This window comes from Micromonospora orduensis (assembly GCF_006228125.1).
Taxonomy (GTDB): domain Bacteria; phylum Actinomycetota; class Actinomycetes; order Mycobacteriales; family Micromonosporaceae; genus Micromonospora; species Micromonospora orduensis.
The window spans coordinates 1-19,931 of sequence record NZ_VDFY01000314.1 but is presented as its reverse complement, the minus strand read 5'-3'; the positions used below and the strand labels follow the sequence as shown (position 1 = coordinate 19,931).

At 65.9% G+C, this 19,931-nt stretch carries 8 protein-coding genes and 2 pseudogenes; 2 read left to right on the top strand and 8 right to left on the bottom strand.

Annotated features, from left to right (window positions below):
* Window positions 1-4: 4 nt before the first annotated feature.
* Both FHG89_RS32355 and FHG89_RS32350 read right to left on the bottom strand, forming a co-directional pair.
* Window positions 5-10,744, bottom strand: coding sequence for a LamG-like jellyroll fold domain-containing protein (locus FHG89_RS32355; RefSeq protein ID WP_167517585.1), 10,740 nt, complete (start codon window positions 10,742-10,744; stop codon window positions 5-7).
* 636 nt (window positions 10,745-11,380) lie between these two features.
* Entirely contained in the window at window positions 11,381-11,956 is a 576-nt protein-coding gene (locus tag FHG89_RS32350; RefSeq protein WP_167517584.1) for a suppressor of fused domain protein, read from the bottom strand.
* A gap of 85 nt (window positions 11,957-12,041) precedes the next feature.
* On the opposite strand from FHG89_RS32350, the pseudogene FHG89_RS32345 reads away from it, so the two are divergent.
* Window positions 12,042-12,811: pseudogene (locus tag FHG89_RS32345) on the top strand (transposase family protein).
* Between the two features lie 851 nt (window positions 12,812-13,662).
* Window positions 13,663-13,860 (top strand): hypothetical protein, encoded by a 198-nt coding sequence (locus FHG89_RS32340; RefSeq protein ID WP_167517583.1) that lies wholly within the window; start codon window positions 13,663-13,665, stop codon window positions 13,858-13,860.
* Window positions 13,861-14,308: 448 nt separating this feature from the next.
* Here FHG89_RS32340 and FHG89_RS32335 read toward each other — a convergent pair whose 3' ends face one another.
* From FHG89_RS32335 to FHG89_RS32305, 6 genes and pseudogenes are all read right to left on the bottom strand, one after another.
* Entirely contained in the window at window positions 14,309-14,770 is a 462-nt protein-coding gene (locus tag FHG89_RS32335; protein ID WP_139588174.1) for a helix-turn-helix domain-containing protein, read from the bottom strand.
* Window positions 14,771-16,061: 1,291 nt separating this feature from the next.
* Window positions 16,062-16,679 (bottom strand): alpha-ketoglutarate-dependent dioxygenase AlkB, encoded by a 618-nt coding sequence (locus tag FHG89_RS32325; RefSeq protein ID WP_208761185.1) that lies wholly within the window; start codon window positions 16,677-16,679, stop codon window positions 16,062-16,064.
* Window positions 16,680-17,503: 824 nt separating this feature from the next.
* Window positions 17,504-17,941 carry a hypothetical protein gene (locus FHG89_RS32320; RefSeq protein ID WP_139588172.1) on the bottom strand — a complete coding sequence of 146 codons (438 nt, stop codon included), beginning with the start codon at window positions 17,939-17,941 and terminating at the stop codon, window positions 17,504-17,506.
* A 19-nt stretch (window positions 17,942-17,960) separates the two neighbouring features.
* A complete protein-coding gene (locus tag FHG89_RS32315) occupies window positions 17,961-19,097 on the bottom strand; it encodes a tyrosine-type recombinase/integrase (protein WP_139588171.1) in 1,137 nt (378 codons plus the stop codon).
* Window positions 19,085-19,468, bottom strand: a complete 384-nt coding sequence (locus tag FHG89_RS32310) for a helix-turn-helix domain-containing protein (protein ID WP_139588170.1) — start codon at window positions 19,466-19,468, stop codon at window positions 19,085-19,087. The genes FHG89_RS32315 and FHG89_RS32310 overlap by 13 nt, the downstream gene beginning before the upstream one ends.
* Window positions 19,469-19,569: 101 nt before the next feature.
* A pseudogene (locus tag FHG89_RS32305) lies at window positions 19,570-19,931 on the bottom strand (hypothetical protein); the annotation flags it as partial.

The window sequence follows — 19,931 nt, the reverse complement described above, 5'->3', positions numbered from 1 at the left end:
CACCTCACATACCGTCGCCAGGGACATGAAACACGCCCAGGAAACCGCTCTCCATCTCTTCAGGAAACCGTTCCCGAAATAGGGCGCGAGTGAAGTCCGCGCCAACCTTGTTGGACACCGCGTAGCGCACTCCCTTGCTTCTCTGGTCACGGCCGAGATCGAGAAGCCGCTGAGTTTGGTCGATAAATTTTGCCTCATCGAAGAAATTGCTCGGATGATACGGCGAGGACTCGAACGCTGCGTCATTGCGACCCATCCACTTCGCCTCTACGACATAGCTCCGAGGCCCGCCGTCAACTTGAACATTGCGGCCATTATGACTCCAAACTTCTTCGTAGTCGCGTCCCGTGACGTGTTCCTGATAGGCCTTCCACGGTCCCGCCTTTGCGGGCAAGTTCTGGTACCGGACGAAGGAGGCATCCCCGGCCTCGCCGCAGTTGTGTACGAGAACCGGCTGGTCGCCGACGACCACATAGTACGTGTGGGTGTTGTCGACGGTGAGGTCGCGCATGGTCTTGCTGCCGTCGACGTTGGCGACCTGGACGACGGTGACGGTGTGTCCTGGTCCGCCGCCGCCCATACCGGCGCCGGTGCTGTCGCCCTCGAGCCGCTTGTCGTCGTGGACGAGCAGTCGGTGTCCCGGCGTCAACTGCGCGGCGTCCACCCATCGCCGGTCCGTGGCGTCCCAGAATGGGTGATGCTCGGTCGTCTTCACCACCGACGTCGCGCCGGCCTTACCGTCGCGGACAGTGACATCGGTCAGGTCGTCATCAACGTTGACATGCAGGTAGGTGACCTTTTGGGGCGTGCTTTCGCCGGTGGCGGGATCCGTCGTGGCCACCTCGTCGCCGAGTTCGACATCCTCGATCGGTTTGGTGTTCCCGTTCGCCATCAACACCCGCGTTGCAGGGTCGAAGCTGTGTCGCGAACACCCTGACCCTGACGAGGAACTCTCCTGGGAACGAGACCGCTCCGGCGCGGACGACGGCGACCCACCCGTACCTGCGGCGCGGCTGGAGACCCGGGGCATCCGGCCGCCAGACCCGCCGCGAAACTTGGTGCCAAGACCGCCGGTCAGTCGACTTGCCCCGGCCGACCACGCGCCATCGAGACCGCCCTCGACCATGTTGCTGGCCAGCCCGCTCCAGGAGAAGTCTTCATCTCCCTGGGCAACGTCAGTCATGTAGCCCGCGCCCGCCGACATCGCGCCCGCGACCGCGCCGGCCAGGATCAAGCACCCCACACCGGTGGCGCACAGTGCCCCGACCGCGACCGCTGCGGCCAAGCCGACTGCTGCCGAGGCGAAGAACTTCCACGGATCCTGTTTGATGGCGTCGACCGTGGACTGCACACTCGCCACGGCTGACTTGACCGCCTTCTTCGCGGTCGCCTTCACACATTTCCCGACCCCACTCGAGAGGCATTTGTTGGCCGAGTGGTAGGCGTCCTTGACGGTGTTGATCTTTTTCTTCGCCCAGCGGACGGTGGATTCCTTGACGACGTTGTACGCCTTCTTCGCCTTGCTGACGGCCTTCTTCGCCACTGTGACGACCTTTTTCGTCGCCGTCTTGACGTAGTCGTAGGCCTTGGTCACGGTCTTGACCGCCGCCTTGTACGTCGCGACCGGGTTACTCACGACCTTCACCGCGGCCTTGAAGAAGCTCTTGATGCCCCAGTGCCCGGTCGGGTCGGTGGTGGTGAGGGGGTTGGCGTCGCCGTACTGGAAGCGGTTGGCGGTGACCGAATCCGGCAGGGGATTGTTGGCGACCGTGTCGCGGGAGTCGAACTGCGCGGTGTCCGGGTTGTACCAGCGGGCGAGCATGTTCACCCGCCCGGTGGTCGAGTCGGTCCACTCGGATTGGTAGCCGAGGCTGCCTGCCATTCCGGATGTCGCGGTGACTGTGCCGAGAGGGTTGTAGGTGGTGGATGCTGAAAGAGTCGCGCCGCTCGCGGTGAGCAGTCCGACCAGGTCGGTGTGCTGGTCGGTCCAGGCGTACAGGGAGCTCGCTCCGGCGCCGGACCCGACGCCGATCAGGGCGTCCTCGGGGCCCCGCGTGTAGGTGGCGGTGTTGTCCTGGGCCAGGGTGTTGCCCAGGCCCGAGTACTTGAACCCGGGTCGTACCACCCGACCCAACGCGTCGTACTGGTAGGTGCTGGTGACACCACCCGTGCCCTGCTGGGACAGCACCTCACCGAACGCGTTCGACGTCGTGGCGTAGGTGACCGTGCCCACGGTCGTCTGGCGCAGCGTGCCCCGAGCGGTGTATGCGTACGAGCCCACTCCGGTCTGGGCCGTCAACTGGTTGCGGGCGTCGTAGGTGAACACCTTCGCGCCGGCCTGGGTCCGGTTACCGGAGTCGTCGTAGGTGTAGCTGGTGGTGGAGCCGTTGGTCCAGGACGTCAACCGGTCGGCCAGGTCGTAGGTATAGGTGTTCGATCCGGCTCCGGTGAATCCGGTGGTGACCTTCGACGTTTCGTTGCCGTTGTTGTCGTACCCGTAGGTGATCGAGCCGAGGGTCTGCGCGCCGTTTGATGTCTTGACGGTGTCGGTCTTCAGCCGGTGCAGGGCGTCGTAGGTGAGTGTGCGGACGTTGTTGTTCGTGCCGTAGGTGATGGCGGCTGGCAGCGACAGGTTGTTGTAACCGATGGTCAGGTTGATCCCGGTGGTGGGGTTGGTCGCGGTCTTGAATCGGCCGGCCGTGTCGTAGGTGTAACTGGTCGTGCCGGCGGCATCGCTGCGCGATGCCATGCGGCCGTCTCTGGTGTAGGAGAACGAGGCGTTGTCGTTGGGCCCGCTGATGGTGAGCGGGAGACCGCGGTCATCGTAGGAGAGTGTGTTCGTTCCGGACGGCACGGACAGGGAGGTGAGCCGCCCCGCGTCGTCGTAGTCGAACATCCGGTCGGCCGTGGCCACCTCGGCGCCCGCGCCGGAGATCTGCTTGATCCGGCCCATCTCGTCATAGGTGTTGGAGACGGTGACCCCGCCCGGCATCGTCTGCTTCTTGGGCCGGCCCGCAGCGTCGTAGCTGGTGGTGAAGGTGCGGTCTGCGGGGTTGGGGTAGGCCGTCGTGGACGGTTCGATCTGCGATTCCGGCAGTCCCCACGAGTTGTAGGTCGTCCAGAACGGGTTGCCGCGACCGTCGGTGAAGCGAGTGCGGTTGCCCGCCAGGTCGTATCCGAACGAGGTGCCGATGGACTTGGTGGCGGTGACGGGCTGGACTTCGCCGGTGACGCGGCCGAGGGCGTCGTAGCTGAATGTGGTGGTGGTGTTTCGGGCGTCCTTGACCGAGGTGACGTTGCCGTTGTCGTCGTAGCCCATCGACTGGGTGGTGAGCACGGCATTGGAAGCGTCGAGGTTCTGGGTCTGCACCACCCGGCCGGCGCCGTCGTACGAGAGCGTCTGCTTGGTGTTGTCCGCCAGGATCGTCTTGACGGCACGCCCGAGGCCGTCGTATTCGGTGGTGGTGACGTTGCCGGCGCCGTCTTTAACGGTCAGCGGTTCACCGACCCAGTTGTACGTCGACGACGTGACGACTCCATCGGGGGAAGTCACCTTCTGCAGCCAGGGGCCTGCGGCGGGCGTCGTTCCGTACGCGCCTGAGCCGTAGTCGTAGGTGGTGGTGTTCGTGGTCGGGGTGGGCTGTCGGACCACCTGGCTCGACGTGAGCTTGCGGCCCAGGAAGTCGTACGTCGCCGTCGTCTTGGCGCCAGTTGGGTCGACGGACTCGATCGGGTCGCCGACCTTGTTGTAGGCCGCGGTCGACACCTTCCCACGCGGATCGGTCACCCTCACTGTGTTGCCGAGTGAGTCATATCCGTAGGTCGTGGTCTTGCCGAGCGGGTCGGTGGTTGACGCGACCTGGCTGAGCTTGTCGTAGACAGTGATGGTTTTCGCGTCGGTGATTGTGCTGCCGCCGGGTGGGGTGTAGTCGGGCAGGCGCGTTTCGACTGGGCGGCCTGCCGCGTCGTAACGGGTGGTGACTGTGTTGGTCAGTGGGTCTTGGGTCTCCGTTGCCTCACCGAAGGTGTTGTAGCCGGTCCGTGACACCGGCACCGCCGGTACCGGTCCGGCCCCTCCGGACGTCTCCGTCGACACCGACGGCGCGACAACCTTCGCCAGTTGCCCGGCGCTGTCGTACTCATAGCTCGTCAGGTTGCCCATCGGGTCGGTCATCGCAGTGGTTAGGCCGCGCTTGTCAACCGTGTACTTGGTGGTCAGCCTCTGGCCGGTGACCGTCGTATCGGCGCTACGGCCGTTGCCTGCGCCATACAACGTCGAGGCCTCCGACGCCGACAACGCGCGTTGGAAGACCTGCACGTTGTCCATGGCCCCGTTGACGTAGTCGCCCTCACGGGCGCCGATCATGACTCCGCCGACACCCAATGGCGTAATCGCGTTGAACGGCGTGGGGTTGGTGCCCGTGCCTCCCTGGGCGCCGTTGACATACAACGTCATGGCCTTGGTACCCGAGTCGAAGACGCCGACCAGGTGCACCCAGGTGTTGGTAGTCAACGAAGCTGCGGAGCTGGCTGAGTAGTAGGCAGACGGTGACGCCGAGTCGCTGCTGGGCGAGATGAACGCCCACTTGTTCAGGCCCTTGCTGTACTGAAGGAAGAAGGCTCCGTGGTTTGATCCACCTTCGCCCACGAACGTCTGGTAGGTAGTGAAGTTGTTCAGCTTTACCCAGGCGGAGACCGAGTACGACTGCGTGGTGTTGAGGACGGGTTGCTGCGTTTGGTACAACGTCGTCCCGTTGAAGACGGCGGCGCCGCCCGAACGCGCGATGGCGCCATTGTAGGAAGCCAGGGTTTGCTGGGATGGCGACGAGTCGAACGCTTCCCACGCCGGTCCGGGCTCCTCCATCTTCCACCAGCCCGATGGTCCGGAACTGTGGTTGACGCTGACACTCTCGGAGGTCACGTTCCCCATCGGGTCGTACGTGTTATCGATGGTCTGAAGGGGTGTCTCTAGCTGACCGACGGAGTTCCGGGTGCTGGTCGGATGATCGTCCGCGTCGTACTGGTAGCTGGTGACGCGGTGTAGATCGAAGGGCTGGAGGACCGATTTGCGCAGCCGGTTCGCCTCGTCGTACTCGAACGTCGACCAGTTCGCCCCGTTGTCCGACCGGCGCGAGGTGGGATTCCCGACCGCGTCGTATTTGTTCTCCTCCTGAACGAAGGATTTCACGCCGTCGGTCCGGGTGACCTTGGTGACGTTGTCGTTCAGGTCGTACTCGTAACTGGTGACCCAGTTCATCGCGTCGGTGTCCGAGGCGAGGTTGCCGTTGGCGTAGTACGCCTTCGACGACACGCGGGTGGCGGTGCCGTCCTGGCCTGTGACCGTGGTGGTGAGCTGTTGGCCTGCCGCGTCGTAGATCTCCTCCACGGTCCGCAGCCGATCGCCGGTGGGACAGGGGGCCGATGGGCTCGGGTTGCTGTCGCAGGTGACTGTCTTGGTGTTGTTGCCGTACGGGTCGTACTCGAACAAGGTGACCGTGCCGGCCGCGTCGACGGTTTTCACCACCTGGCCGTAGCTGTTGTAGAAGCTGCTGGCGTCGCGGTACGCGTCTCCGCCGGTGGTGTCTTCGACCTTGCGGTAGGTCACGTTGCCGTCGGCGTCATATGAGGTGGTCGTCTTCGCGGTGTGCGTGGCACCGGTGACCTGGTTGAGCACCGGTGGGTCGATTTGCTCGACGACCTGGCCGTCGGAGTCGTAGACGAAGGTGGTGGTCAGGTCGCCTGTCGGAGCACCGGCTTTGACGGTCTTGGTCACTGTGCGTCCAAGCCCGTCATAGCTGAACTCGGTGGCCAGGCCGGCGGCGTCGGTCACTCGCACCACGTCGCCGGCTGCGTTGTACTCGGTGCTCTGCTGGGCGTTGCCCGGAGATTTCGTGGTCAGCGGCAGCCCGGCCGGAGTCGTGCCACCGCCCACTGCCGCCGTCGTCGCGGTCGTGTACGTCATGGTCGTGGTGCGCCCATTCGGATAACCGGGGATGGGCGGCGTGGTCATGCTCAGTCGGTTGCCGGAGGTGTCGTAGGCGAGCTTCGTGAGGTATTTGTTGTCCGACTCGGACTGTGACCTGGCGTCGCGAATCTCGATCAGCTGATCGTTGCGCGGGTCCGGGGTTAGGTTCACCGTTGTCGCGTCGGGCCAGTACTTGTAGTAGGTGGTGTCGCAGTATTCCTGATCGCGGCACACCGTGGATCGAATGGTGTTGCCTCGTACGTCACGGCCGGTCACCGACTTCATGCCGAGTGGGTCGTAGACCACCGACTCGTACCCGCCGATGTCGTAGCCGAAGGACGTCGTCTGGCCCAAGACGTCGGTCGAGGCGACCATCCGGCCACCGTTGAGCAGGTCGAAGACCTGCTTCGATGTCTTTTGGGTGGGGTCGGTGATCGTGACACTTGACACGGGCGTCAGCGTCGGCGTCGTCCCGACAGCCAGGCTGCTCTTCGACGCCCTGAAGTGCGCGTCAACCTCGAACGGCGACAGAGCGCGGTTGTAGTACGCGACCTCGGCGATGTTGCCCTTGAAGTAGCTCACATCGCCCGACGATCCGGGCCACCCCCGGGTGGCGCCGGCGCCGATGTAGGAGTGCGCGGCGTTGGTGGCGACCATCGCCGCGGTGCCGCCCACGATCGTGTTGTCGAGGTACAGCAACTGCAGGGTGTTCGACGCGGACAGGACGACGTGGTGCCACTGCCCGTCGTTGACCTTCTTCGCCGAGGTGACCGGTGCCGCGCTGCCCGTCCAGAAACCCCCGCGGAGGTAGCCGTCGGCGCCGACGTACAACGCCGGGGTCCAGCTAGCGGCGATCGACGCGCCCAACTGTGCGAACTGGTAGGAGTAGAGCACTCCGCTGGCGGCGTGGTTCGCCGGAACCTTGAACCACATCTCGACCGTGGTCGCCTCGGTCAGCGGATAGTCGGTGCCCGGGTATGCCTGATTGTTGGGGTTGTAGGGCTTCACGAAGGAGGAGGTGCCGTTGAAGACGGCGCCGTAGGTATCCGGGAACGGGCTGGTGGTGTTTGGTTGGGTGGTGTCGAACGTGACGTTGTTGTATCGGGCCTCGTTGCTGTGAACGACGTTGACGGCGTCGACCGGCGCTTGGACGTCACCCAGACGCCAGTAGTCGGTCGGCTGAGAGCCCAACACTGAGGAGACGTAGACCTGGCTGGACCCGTACGCCGTCGGTGCGCCGATCTTCCACACGCTGCCGTTCTCGTCCGTCACCGTGCTGGTCCGGCCGCTGACCGTGTCGTAGGAAACCTCAGCCTGCACCCGGCCGGCCTCGCTCGTCACCTTGGTCAGCTGCGCGGTGCCGGTCCTGCCCGATGAATGCATCGCGGCGACCATCGGCAAGGTCAGGCTCTTGTTGAAAAAGGCGACGTCGGCAACCGAGCCGTTGAAGTAGGTGGCTGTTGCGGTCGTGTTCGGCTGGTCGGGCCAAGCCCCACCGAGGAATCCGGCGCCCACGTAGCTCTTTGTCGCATCGAGCTCGCTGAGCTTGATGGTGCCGGTCAGCGTGGCGACCTGCGCACCGTCCAGGTAGAGCTGCTGATTGCCGCCGTTGCCGGCCAGCGCGACGTGATGCCATTGGCCATCGGTCACGGTGTTCGGCGTCGACATGGCCGCACCGTCGGTTCCCGTCGGGAACGCGCCGTGCAGCTTGCCGTCCGATCCGACGTACAGAGTCGGGTTGAACTTGCCCGTTGTGGTCGCGCCGGGGGCTACCGTGTCCCGTTGATAGCTGAACAGGACGCCCGTGGGCGTGCTGGTCCGGAACCACATGCTGATCGACTGGTATGACGTCTCGGCGACGGGCTTCGAGGGGAGTGCGACAAGCGAGGTCGAGCCGTTGAACGCCGCAGACGTCGATGTCGAGTTGGCCAGCGGCCCTGAGCCTCCCAAGGCGGCATTGCTGTACGTCGCATTGTCAGTGCCGTCGTTGGACAGCACGGAGCTGGCCGCTGCCGCCGTACCGGCCGCCTCGTTCAACCGCCAGAACGAGTACGGACCCGTGTTCAGCACTGTCGTGGCGTGCTGGGAGACCCGGTTGTATTCATAAGTAGCGCAGCTGGTGGTCGTTCCCGGCGGGCAGACCTTCGTCAACATGTCGTTGTCGTACGTGTAATTCCAGGTCAGTGCCGTGTTCGCGGCACCCGCCACCGCGGGATCGGTGGTGACGGACGAGACGTGTGGATGTACCGAGTTCGGCGGTGTGGACCAGGCGATCGACAGCGTCCGGCTCGACGTCGATTTCATCTGATCGACGCGGCCGTTCGCGTCGTAGCGGAACGTCACCGCTCTCCCAGACGAGTCGGTGACCTTGGTGATGGCGTAGACGCCACTGCCGGTAGACCGCGTGAACTCGTACGCAGTGGCATCCTTGTCGGTGAGTGAATACCCACCCGTGATGGATTTGAAGACCGAGAAGCGCCCCGCCGGTGCCATGAAGGTGCCGTCGTTGTTGCGGCCGAAGGCGACCTCCTGCCCATTCGGGTACCGCACATTCACGGTTTGCAGGACACCCGCGCCGTCCACGATGTCTCGGGCCCGCATGTCCAGGACAGAGGACCAACCGCTAGCGAAGGCACCATCGACCCTGGTGTCGAGGCTGTTGTAGTCACGCGTGATGGACAGGGCCGGGCCGGCGACGGCTACCTGAGCGTCCGTATCAGACGAGGTGTAGTTACCGACGTTCGCCTCGTAACCCTTTCCACCGTTCTGCGCCAACGTCGACGTCACCATCGGCTGCGGAACCTGAGTGGTGAAAGCCGACTTTGTCGTCGCCGTAGGATTCTTTGACGAGAAGTCATCAACCTCGACCGCGTACGTGTAGGTCTTCCCCCAAGCGAGCACGCCTGCGGGCACCTTCCAAACGCCGGGCACCCACCCGGATGAGGCAACCTGCGTCCCCTGCTCGTTGTAGACGAGGAAGTTGAAGCGCAAACCCTTGTTGGGCCAATTGTCCGGGTCGTGGCCTCCGGCCGCCAGCTCCGGAGTTAGCGTACCGACCACGTAGTTGTTCGAAGGGTACTGCGAATCGACCTGCGGCGGCACATTGTCGCTGTAGGTGATGTCAATAAAGGGGTCACACCGGATACTGCCTCGCGTGGGATGCGCACACATTACATTCGCATCCACGGAAGTGAACCGTTTCCATGCGGCCGTGTCCGTCTCCGACGCGGTCAGCGCCAGCCCGAAGTTGCCACTACCGGTCACCCATTCGTTGACGCCCGCAGTATCGAGAGGAACAGCGACCCACGTACCGACATTTCGGGGCGGCGGATAGGTGGTATTGTTGCAGGCAGCCGTGCTGCTCGGGGAAGCGCTACCGAGCGGATCAGAATACGCGGGGAATGTGTCATACTTCACCGAGGATGACCAGTTAGCGGTAACTCTGCGGACATCGAACTGCCGAGCCACACAAGGGCCACCCACCCCCTGGTAGGACATGAACACGTTAAGGGTGGCCGCGCTGAGCCTCTTCCCTGCGTACGATGTGCCGAAGGTTGGGAACGGCAGCAGTGCCTTGGCCTTGCCGGGAACGCCGTTGTCCAATCCAAACGTTCCGACCGCGACGTTATTCTCTGCTTTCCGATCCGACTCAGACACTCCCGACTGGACGTACGTGTCACCGCTTGTCGTCGCGATCGTCGGATCCAAGACCACTGGGAATTTCCGCACCGGGTCCTGCAACCAGGTGGCGTCGACTGACATCTTGAGAATAGGTACTTCGCCGCCGGTGTCGATCGAATAGCGGATGTCGTGCGACATCGCACCCGCACCCGAGACGCCAACCGCCGCGTCTTCCATGTAGCCCACCGGCATTGTGGCGACAACGGCGCTCTCGTCATCGACGAACTCGACCGCCCCTGCCTCGCCCACACGAGCCGTCAACCCCTTGAGGCGCAGCGGGAACTCGTACGACGTCGGCACGTCCGCCGACCGGAAAACCAGGGTTTCCTTGACCCCGTCGGCCATGGCCGCCAGTTCCAGGTCCACATTCTGGTAGACGCCGGCATACCGGGCGATCTCCCGATCAACCGCGGGCAGACCGATCGAGGCACCGGATAGCGAATAGGCCAACTCCCGGCGAGCGTCAAATGTGAGCCGAACGAGGTCATCCGCGGCGGCCAACTCCGCCGACTCCGCGACCGACCCGCCGGATCGACTTGTCGAGCCGACGTCGGATCGCGTCAACCCGTCGGCAAAACTCAGGCCGAACGAATTCGCGGTCACCTGGGGACGCCCCTGCGGACCCAGCTTCAGAGAGCTGTCGATTGCCCGCCAAGACCCATCCGTGGCCTTGAAGTTGACCGGGTGCTCGTGGACCCAGCGCGTGTACGAGCCGTCGGCGTTCCGGAAGAGATCCCCGTTCCGCGACGCCCCAGAGGAAACCGCCTTACTGGCCGATACGCTGAAGCCATCCCCCGCCGCAGGTGTCGTGACCCTCTTCGCATCCGGCCGGTGCGGCTGGTAGCGCTTCAGCTCACCCTTCGCCCGGTCTTCTTCATCTCCGAAGTCGTTTACATACTTGGCGGGCACATAATGTCCGCGCTCAGGGGAAACGCCGCGCTTCTGTTCCGGGGTGGGCGGATCAGCGAACGCCCACGACGGGCGAGTGGACAACAAGTCCCACAGCCACGACAGGGAGCCCTCCGAACGGCTGGGAGGAACCGCACCTGCCGGCACCGCCACGGATAGCACGAGCGCCAACGTCACGAGGACGGCCAATCTCCGAGTGAAGCCGCCTGCCCTGCGTCTCGGCCGACCGCACTCGCTCACCGCACCAGCCGATGCCGGCCAACCACGCATGACAGTTCTCCCCCGTCGGAACAGACTGCGCGGAAGCTTGCTGTACGTAAGCTGAGAACACAAGAACAACAGCGCTCACGCAGCACGGCATCCCATTCCACCAGCGATGATCACCACAGGTGATCTCATCTAATGGAACCAGATTTGGGACGTGCGTTTTAACCTGTTAATAGTCCCAAACGGACAGGTGGGGCATCAGCGGGACGGCCCATACTCGGCGGAAATGGATGAATTCCCTACCGAATGACGCTGCGCTAACCCTGCAGGCCGCGCAGCTCCCCCAACAACCCGAATTGCCATGGTTACGCTGCTGGCCGGATCTCAACCACCTCGGCGCCCGATGGACCCGAGAGCGCGTCGCCACCCTTGGGATGGTCGGGCGGCTCAGCGCCGCAGGTGCGCCGCCACGGCCGACGTCAGAACGATCCGCCGCGTCACCGCCCATGAGGCGGTCGACTGACTCGCCACGCCAACCCGGCGGTTCCCACGGCTGGCGCAGCACAGGACGGTTGATGGACCACCGCTCGACGGCGGCACAGCGCTCCACCGGAACTTCTAAGGGACGTCTCGTAACTGCACGCTCATGCGGCCGAGGTCGGTCAAGTCAGGATTCTGCGCAACGAAGATGTCCTCCAGTGCGGGCCAGCCGTGAACGTGAGCGAACTGGGCTTCTGCTTGCGTGAGAGGAACGAGCCAGGTCAGCACGGTGGGTGCGGCGGGCGTGTCGCAGACCGCGAACGAGTCGGGGAGGTACGCCGGGGTGGTCGCCGCCAGTGCGGTCATCTCCGTCTGGGGGAATACTCGTCCGCGGGGGCCGATCACCTCGCCTCGCGCCAGGCCTCGCCCGCGTTCGATCAGCTCGCCGGCCACCTGGAACAACACCCCGGCCGTGTTGCTCGGCTGCCGGGCGTTGGGCAGATGTATCAGCAACTCCTGGTGCAGGCCACCTCCGCCCTGTTGGCCCAGGTGATGATTGGACAGGCCGAGGGTGGCCCATGTGGTGACCCCGGTGAACGGTGCATCAGCACCGAATCGGATGACCTGCACGCCGGCAGGAGTCGAGCCGCCGCCCGGGGTGCCGCCTTGGATGGGGCCAAGAAAGCGTTCTAGGTGTTCGACGAGGTCAGCCACGTGTTCGATCATGACGGACGGACCTGAGTCTCCGGTAACGCAACCCCGTGATCTTCAGCGTAGAGCGATAGTTGACGATGGCCGGGTGCAGGTGATTTCGGCGTCGCGTCCGGAGTGGATCTTCCCGTTCACAGGGCTGCAGCCCGCCCAATTCCGCCGGCTGGTCCGGCTGGTCGCCGAGCGTGGCGGGGACGCGATCGCCGACGGCCGGCCGGGCCGGCAGTGGGCCCTCGAACTGCCGGACCGGTTGCTGCTGGTCGCCGCCTTTGGGCGCACCAACCTGACCATGCGCCAGATCGGCCCGCTGTTCGGGGTGTCGCACTCCGCCGCCCACCGGGTCATCGACACCCTCGGACCATCGCTTGCCCTCACCCCAGTCCATCGCCGGCCGGTCGACCAGATCGCGATCGTCGACGGCACCCTTATCCCGACCCGCGATCACCGCCTGGCCGCCCCGAGCAAGAACTACCGCTACTCGGCGAACCTGCAGGTAGCCATCGACGCCAGCACCCGCCTGGTCATCGCCCTCGGAGACCCCCAGCCCGGCAACCGCAATGACACCATCGTCTAGGCATCGAACAGAAACTGGCCGGACGGCCAGTCATGGCCGACGGCGGCTACCGCGGCAACCCGGAGGTGATCATCCCGTACCGCAAACCGCGCGATGGCAGCCCGCTACCGGCCTGGAAGGAAGACCTGAACGCACAGCACCGCACGATCCGGGCTCAGGTCGAACCCGCCCTGGCCAGGCTCAAGTGCTGGAAGATCCTGCGCGACTACCGCCGCGCCGCCCATACATTGACCGACACCGCCTCCGGCATCGCGAACCTCCGCAACATCGCCCTGACCTGGTGACCACGGTCCCGGCCGCAGGCAACGCGTTCACCCAGTTACGAGACAGCCCTTAGGTAGGGGCTCGATGTCCATTAGGCGAGGACGGTCGCCGCCGCAGCGCCTACAGTACGATCCCGCAGGACATCAAGAACGGGGGATACGCCGATGCGGGCCTGGCAGCATCCGAAATGGAGGGCAACCGCGCTAGCCCTGGCAGCGCTCTTCGTCGCTTGCGCTACATGGGCACTCTGGCCGCAGTCCTCGCCACCCCTGCGGGAACGTCAATACCGTGCTACGACTGCCTGCCTACTCACAGACGACAAAGGACTCGCCAGCGAGCAGGCACAGGCAGCCTGGGCAGGCATGCAAGAGGCGTCAGTCGCCACCCTCACCAAGGTGCAGTACCTTTCGGTATCCGGACCGCAGACTCCGGCAAATGCAGCCGCCTACTTCAACAGCCTCGCACTCCAGAAGTGTGCTCTCATCATTGCGGCCGGCAAGGCCCCTATCGCCGCCATGCGTGAGGGAAGTTCCCGATTCTCCGATCTGCGTTACGTGGCCATTAGCGACGGCGCCACGAACGCTCGTATCACAACTATAAAGGCCACATCACCGGATGCCATTCGCACGGCGACTATGAGAATTGTTAGCGAGTTGCCCTAGAACGGGCAGCTCAGGAAGCCCGGAGAGTGACGGGGTGAAGCTCCCGCGCGTCCTCGCCGAGCAAAGCTGAGCACGTCGACTCATGCCCGGCCGGGTTAAGCCATCCACGCTGGGCCGCAAAACGTCTGAAGCGGTCGGCAAAGGTCGGCGGGGTTGCTCGATCGTGGGACTTTGGTCCTCGTCTGGGTCTGCGGACTGACGACGGCCGCGTGGTGGGTGACATCGAACTGGAGCAGTGGAGCGTCAGCAACAACGACCAGCCCGGCGAGCTCGAGGACCTCACCCATCGGGCGAGCATGGCCCTGCTGGTCGGCCCGTTGGTGGCGACCGCGGGGCCCGCGCCTCATCCGGCGCTCGTCGCGTGCCAACGGCGGCTGGTACGCACCGCAATCGTCTCCTGGTGCTGACCGTCGCGATCGCCGTGCCCGCCTTCCATTCGCCGTGTCCGCCGGCCCGGACCTCGATCCGACGCCCGGTAGCGACGACGCCCGGCCCGCCGGGTCACTGCGTGGAACACACGGGGCCACACCCGCTGCCCGGGCGGCCGAGCAAACGGCCCCGTCGGACCGGCGTGCCACGACACGCAAGGCACGGAGCATGGCGGAATTGCCACGGCGACCTTCGGAATGGAACAGCGCGGGCAGGGGGAGGTCACGCCGCACCGCTCGACCGCATTCACCACAGGTCAAGGCCCTCGTCCCTGCCAGTCGTCGGTGAGCACTTCGGGCGCCGAGGCCTCTTCGCTAACGTGCACCCAATCTGCTCCCAGGCTGTCGTCGAGTATTTGCCGGAGTGCTCTGACCGCGCCAGCCCTTGCCGTACCAGTCGGCGTGGGGGGCGCTACGTGGCGCCGGGTCAGCTCCCGAGTTGCTCCAGGTTGCTGCCCGCCTCGGCGAGGTAGAACGCTGCTTCGCCCAGCGACCTTCTGGCGTTGACGATCCGGGAAAGGGGTGATTGCGTCCCGCTGTGCTGGCGAGGCAGCTGCTCGCCTTCCATGCGGTGCACGATCGTCTCGAGAGTGCGGGCGGTGCTGTGGAGCAGCCACACCCGCCCGCTGATGGTCGGCGCGGGCATGGGCGGGGCGTTGCGGCCGTCGAGCCAGCTGTGGACGGTTGGTTGGGCGACGCCGAGCTTCGCGGCGGTGGCGCGTTCGGACATGCCGGCGGCGGCTGCGGCGATGACTGCGGCGCGTGCCTCTTCGTCGGCTTCGGTGATGAGCCGGGTGAGGGGGGCGAGTGCATCGCGGAGGGTGCGGACGCGGTCGAGCCGGGTGAGCGCCTCGGCTAGTGCGGTGGTGCTGTCGGTGGTGTTGGTCATGAGGTCTCCGGCCGCTGGGCGGTTGATGCCGATGGGCAGCCTATCGGTATGCCGCAACTAGCGATAGCGGTCCTTTCGCTATCTGGCGCTCGGATCATGACGTCAGGACAAACTTCATGACGTCGTGAGGCCGCCCAGACGGCCGCAGCTAATGACTGATCGGCGGAAAGGCCCCACATGCAAGGCCATTGCGGGTACACCGGCAGAGAAAGATGCCGCTATCGGTTCAGGTTCTGCGTGAGGCCGATTAGAGTCGGGGCCGTCCGCGCGGATAGGTTCTATCGGTCCGCGTAGTGAGAGGACGGCCGCCGCCCCCGTACCCAAACGGTCGACGGCCGTCCAACCGGTGCTCCCCATCTGGCCAGCGGTCAGGTGGGGAGGCATCCGGCAAGAGCGCTCACAAGGGCCGCCAGCGCACCGAGCACGGCCGCCCAGGCGTAAAGCCTGGCGGTCGTCCGGTCGGGGGCCTGGCCGTCCTGATCAGCTCCCACCTCTCACCTCCCTCCATCTGCGACAAAAGCGGCGTGCGCAGTGGTGGGTGGTGCGAGAGAAGACGGTATCGCCTTCCTGCACGCTCTGTTGACTAGACCCCTGAGCGGTGAGTCCGCATCGCACAAGCGGTCTGACATGTAGAAGTCTCGATATATGCAGGTCAACGGGTTCAACTATGCCTGGGTCTGGGCCTGGCAGGAGCGCGCGTGCCACACACCCCGGGTGCGGTTGTGCGACATCCGGGGTCAATTTCACTCCTGACGGCAATCGGCCTAATGGGACGTGACTCGGGCAGCCCTCGATCGTTGTGACCAGAATTCGTCCGACGGGATTCCCACAGCGGGCCTAAACTCTGCTACTCCTTGGGGCGGGAGAGCGCTCCTCGCGGAACAGGACTGAGGGCAAGGCGCGTGCCCTGCGCCGCCCTGCGCGACAAAGGCGCCCGGCGAACGCCCGCAAGCGGCTGGGCCCCGCCGCGTGACCGACCCAACCGTCAGGCCATCCTCGACACGTCCGCGATCATCGCGTTCTGCCACGACTCGATCGACGTGGATGAGGTCACCACCGAAGTCGCCGACGAAGGCGGATACTTGTCGGCCCGCCGGTGCTGGGTCTCGCTGAGGCTGCCCGCCGCCGAGTTGCGGATAGCCGGACACCTGGAGAAAAGCGCGGGTGACCAGCACCGTGACCACGCCGGAGAGGACGAACGCCTGCAGGTACGACGGCTCCAGCACCCGGAGCGGCCTCGACCAGCGGGACGGACGGGCGGGCATGGTCCCGACGCTAGCGGTGCTGCCCGTCACCCCGGGCCGGTTGCGCCGGAGTTGGGAACGCCGCCGGCCTCGGCACCACTGCCTCTGCCTGCCCCCCGGCGAACTTGCCGGAAGGTGACCGAGTACCGCAGCTCCGGCACCGGCGGGATACTGTGCTGCCAGCTGGAGCGGACGGCCCCGGACAGCACGTACGCCGACCGTGGCTCCAGCGCCACCTCGTACACCCGGCGTTTCTCGGCCGTGCCGCGTTGAAAGCGCATCACACAGGCGGAACCCAGCGACAGGCCGACCACGGTCGGCCCGAAAACCGGCGCGTCCCGGTGCCAACCGATGACCGAGCCGGGTGGATAGCGGGTGACCAGGGCCTCGACCAGGCTCGTCTCCGCCACCCCGGCAAGGTCGGCGCACCGCCGCCGCACCTCCTGCAGTGCGACTGGCATCGGTTCGGCCTCGGTGAGCTGGAACGATCCGAAGTCGTAGTCGACGCCGAAGGACCGCACCGTGCGGCGGGCGGTCTGGCCGTGCATCCGGATCTCGCGGAAGTCGAGCGCCGCCACCGTGGCCAGCAACGACCGTTCCTCGTCGCTGCTGACCACGTCCGGCTGGTAGGTCAGACCGGCGGGTCGCTCATGGATACCCCGCATCCGTCCCATCGGCCGCGCCCCCCGGTGATGTGCCTGCATGATTGCGACTGCTGGCCGTTCCCATCGTCGCAATCCGCACGACCGGACAGGCGGGATTCGACCCATTGGGTCGGCACCTGGGGTGGGCCTCAGCGCCGCTGCGCCGAGGCCCGCCCCCATCGAAAGATCACAGTGGATCTGCAGCGATTCAACCGCCCCGAAGCGCCAAGTGACTGGCCACAACCGTTCATCTTCCAGCTAAGGAGGCTGGCCCAGGCCGTGGGTTCGGCGTTCCAGATGACGGCACGGCCGGCGAGGTCGTGACCGCACGGGGCGCCGCTGAATCGCTGTGATCACACCCTCCGGGTAACCCGGAGCGTCATCAGAGGCCGACAACCAGCGGCTGCTTCCGGGACCGAGCTTGCGCGCCGTTCCATACCGTCAGCTGGGCCAGGCAACCGCCCGTGCTGATTGCCCTTATCGTCGAGACATGCCCACGAGACCGTTGAGTCTGTGGCTCGCTCCCGCTCCGTCACCGCGGTGACGGTTCTGCAGCAAACTGGTCGATTTACGCGCCTACCCCCACCGGGCATCTTGCCGTGGTCGCCTCTGCCGCTGGCGGCGACAGCATCAGCCAGGTCCTAGCCGCCGCCGACCATCTCAGCCACAGGATGGGAACTGGTCACCGTGACGCAGGTTGGGGGCGGCAGGACGCTGCACGCGATCATGCGACGCAGGTGAGCCAGCAGGGCAAGGACAGCGCACACCGACTATTCGGCCGTCACGGAGAGCCCGGCAACCAGTTCGGGCCGGCGCTGCGGCAGCCGGAGCGCGGGTCCTGGGCTTCATAGATCATCGGGCCACCAGTGGGGGTCGAGGCTCTTGCCGTGGCTTCGAGGGCATCGTCCGTAGCCGGTGCGGGAGACGGCCCAGTGGTGGTAGCAGTACGGGGCGTCGCACTCGCCGCAGAATCCGGCGTCGTCGTAGAAGCCAGCGGAGGTTACAGCGGCGTACCGGTACGGCTGGGTAAAGGCGTCAGCGATTCGTTTCGCCTCTGCCAGGTCCACCGGTCGGCCGGATCCGTTGCCCGCCACGATCCCGGAGAACAGCAGCCACCACTGCTGGTCGTCGTGACGTTGTCGGGCAGCGTTGTAGGCGTCGCGCTGCTGCGGTGACCAGCGCTGCCAGTCGGCAGGTCGGGCACCAGGTGCGACGAGTTCGACGTGTGCTGCCGGTCGTCCACACACCGCGCACGGTGGTTCCGCTACGAAGGCCTGGAGCATGACTCATCCTCCCCTTCTGCTAGGCCACGGCGCGCAGTCGTCGGGAGGTGTCGCCGGCGCGGACGGGCTGGATAGTCTCCCAACGCCGTTGAAGTGCATCGACAATGGCTCTGATCATCGATTCGGTGACGTGGCTGTAGATGCCCCGCACACCGGCGAGGCGGTGGCCGAGGCGGCGGGCTTGGGCGATCTCGGGGATGCCGTCCTCGATGAGCCAGGTTTTGTGGGTGTGGCGCAGGTCGTGAAAGTGCATGCCGGGCAGGACCGGTGGGATGCCCCGTTGAGGGTTGCCCGCGACGGCGGGGGTCCAGGCGCGCCGGTTGAAGTTGGAGCGCCGCTGGTGATGACCGCGAGCCCCAGGGAACACGATGTCGTGGGGTTGTTCGGCGAGGTGGACGGCGAGGAGGGTGGTCAGGAAGCGAGGCAGCCGGACGTGGCGGACGGAGTCGTTGGTCTTGGGCGGGCCGAGGAACAGCTTGCCTTCGACCTCGTGCAGCGCGCCGACGTCGGGGTGCACGTGGATGCTGCCGGTGCTGAGGTCGACGTTGCCGCGGGTGAGGCCCGTGAGTTCTCCCCATCGCATGCCGGTGTAGGCGGCGGTGAGGATGAGCAGTCCGTCGCTGGGGCGGGCTTGGCGGGCGACGATTGCGGCGACCTGCTCGGCGGTGGCATGCGGTCGCTCAGCGCGGATGCCTTTGGGGATGCGGACTCCTCGGCAGGGGTTGAACGGGATGCGTCGGTCTTCGACGGCCTCTTGCAGGACCATCGACAGGACCATGATCACGTCGGCGACCGATCGTGGTGACAGGCGTTTTCCCAGGGCGACGGCTAGGGTTTTGACGTGTTGGCGGCGGATGTCGACCAGCGGCAGGGGGCCGAGGGCGGGCAGGATGTGCAGCCGGAGGTGGCTACGGTAGGCCGCCCAGGTGGCGGGGCCCGCTTGGTGGGTTGTCTCCCAGATCGGAACCCAGTCGGCGAGAGGGATGCGTCCCCCGCGAGGGTCGATGTAGGTGTCTCGGGCCGCCTCGACGTCGATTTCCTTGGCGCGGATGATGGCGTTGGCGCGCAGGTCGTGCGATGAGTCGGTGGTGACGGTGCCGTCGGGCATGCGCAGCCGTACGCGGAATCGGTTGCCGCGCTTTTCTACCCAGGCCATGGTGTGGTCTCCGTCCGAATGGTGTCGGGTGCGGGGGTGATTGACGCGTGACTGTCGGGGTGGGGCAAGTCGCCGGTGGAGTGCCGGCGTCGCCGGGTACCGCGCCGGCCGGTAGGGGGTTGGGCGGCGGCGGCGATGATGGCGGCGAGGTCGGCGGGTGAGAAGCGCAGGTGCTTGCCGAGGAAGGTGCAGGGGATCTGGCGGCGGCCGGCGCGTCGGCGCAGCCATGACTCCGGCACGCGTAGTCGGGCGGCGGCCTCTGTTGGGGTGTAGAGCTGCGGATCCTGCTCGTCGTGGCTGGCTGTGCTCTGGTCGACAGCGGGTACGGCCGGCGGGGGTCGGCGTCGGACACGGGGCACGTTGGCGGGCATCGATGGACTCCCAAGCGTTGTGGGTTCTGGCGGCCGGGGTGGTGGCTCGTCGCGAACGGTGTGTGGATGCGCCGCGACGGGCCACCGTGCGCTGGCAGCGGCTAGGTGTGTTGGCAGAGCAGACGTCGCAGGGCGGTCACCGCTTGGGCGGGGACGACGCCGTTGCCGAGGACCCGCAGCGCGGTGGTGCGGGGCAGCCCGAGGGTGGGGTCGGTGACCCAGTGCTCGGGCAGGCCCATGAGCCATTCCACGAACGGCGGCGCGAGGACGGGTTTGCCGTGCCGGCCGGTTTGCGTGGGTTCGGGCGCGGGGCGGCCGAGCAGCAGCTCCCAGCGGGCGACCGCGGCGGCGTAGCCGCCCCACCGCTGTTCGTCGGGCTGCCCGAGTGCGGCGATGGTGGTGCGCAGGTTCGCGCCGCCGTCGCCGTGCCGCTCGGGGTCGCGCCCGTCGGACGGGGGCGGGG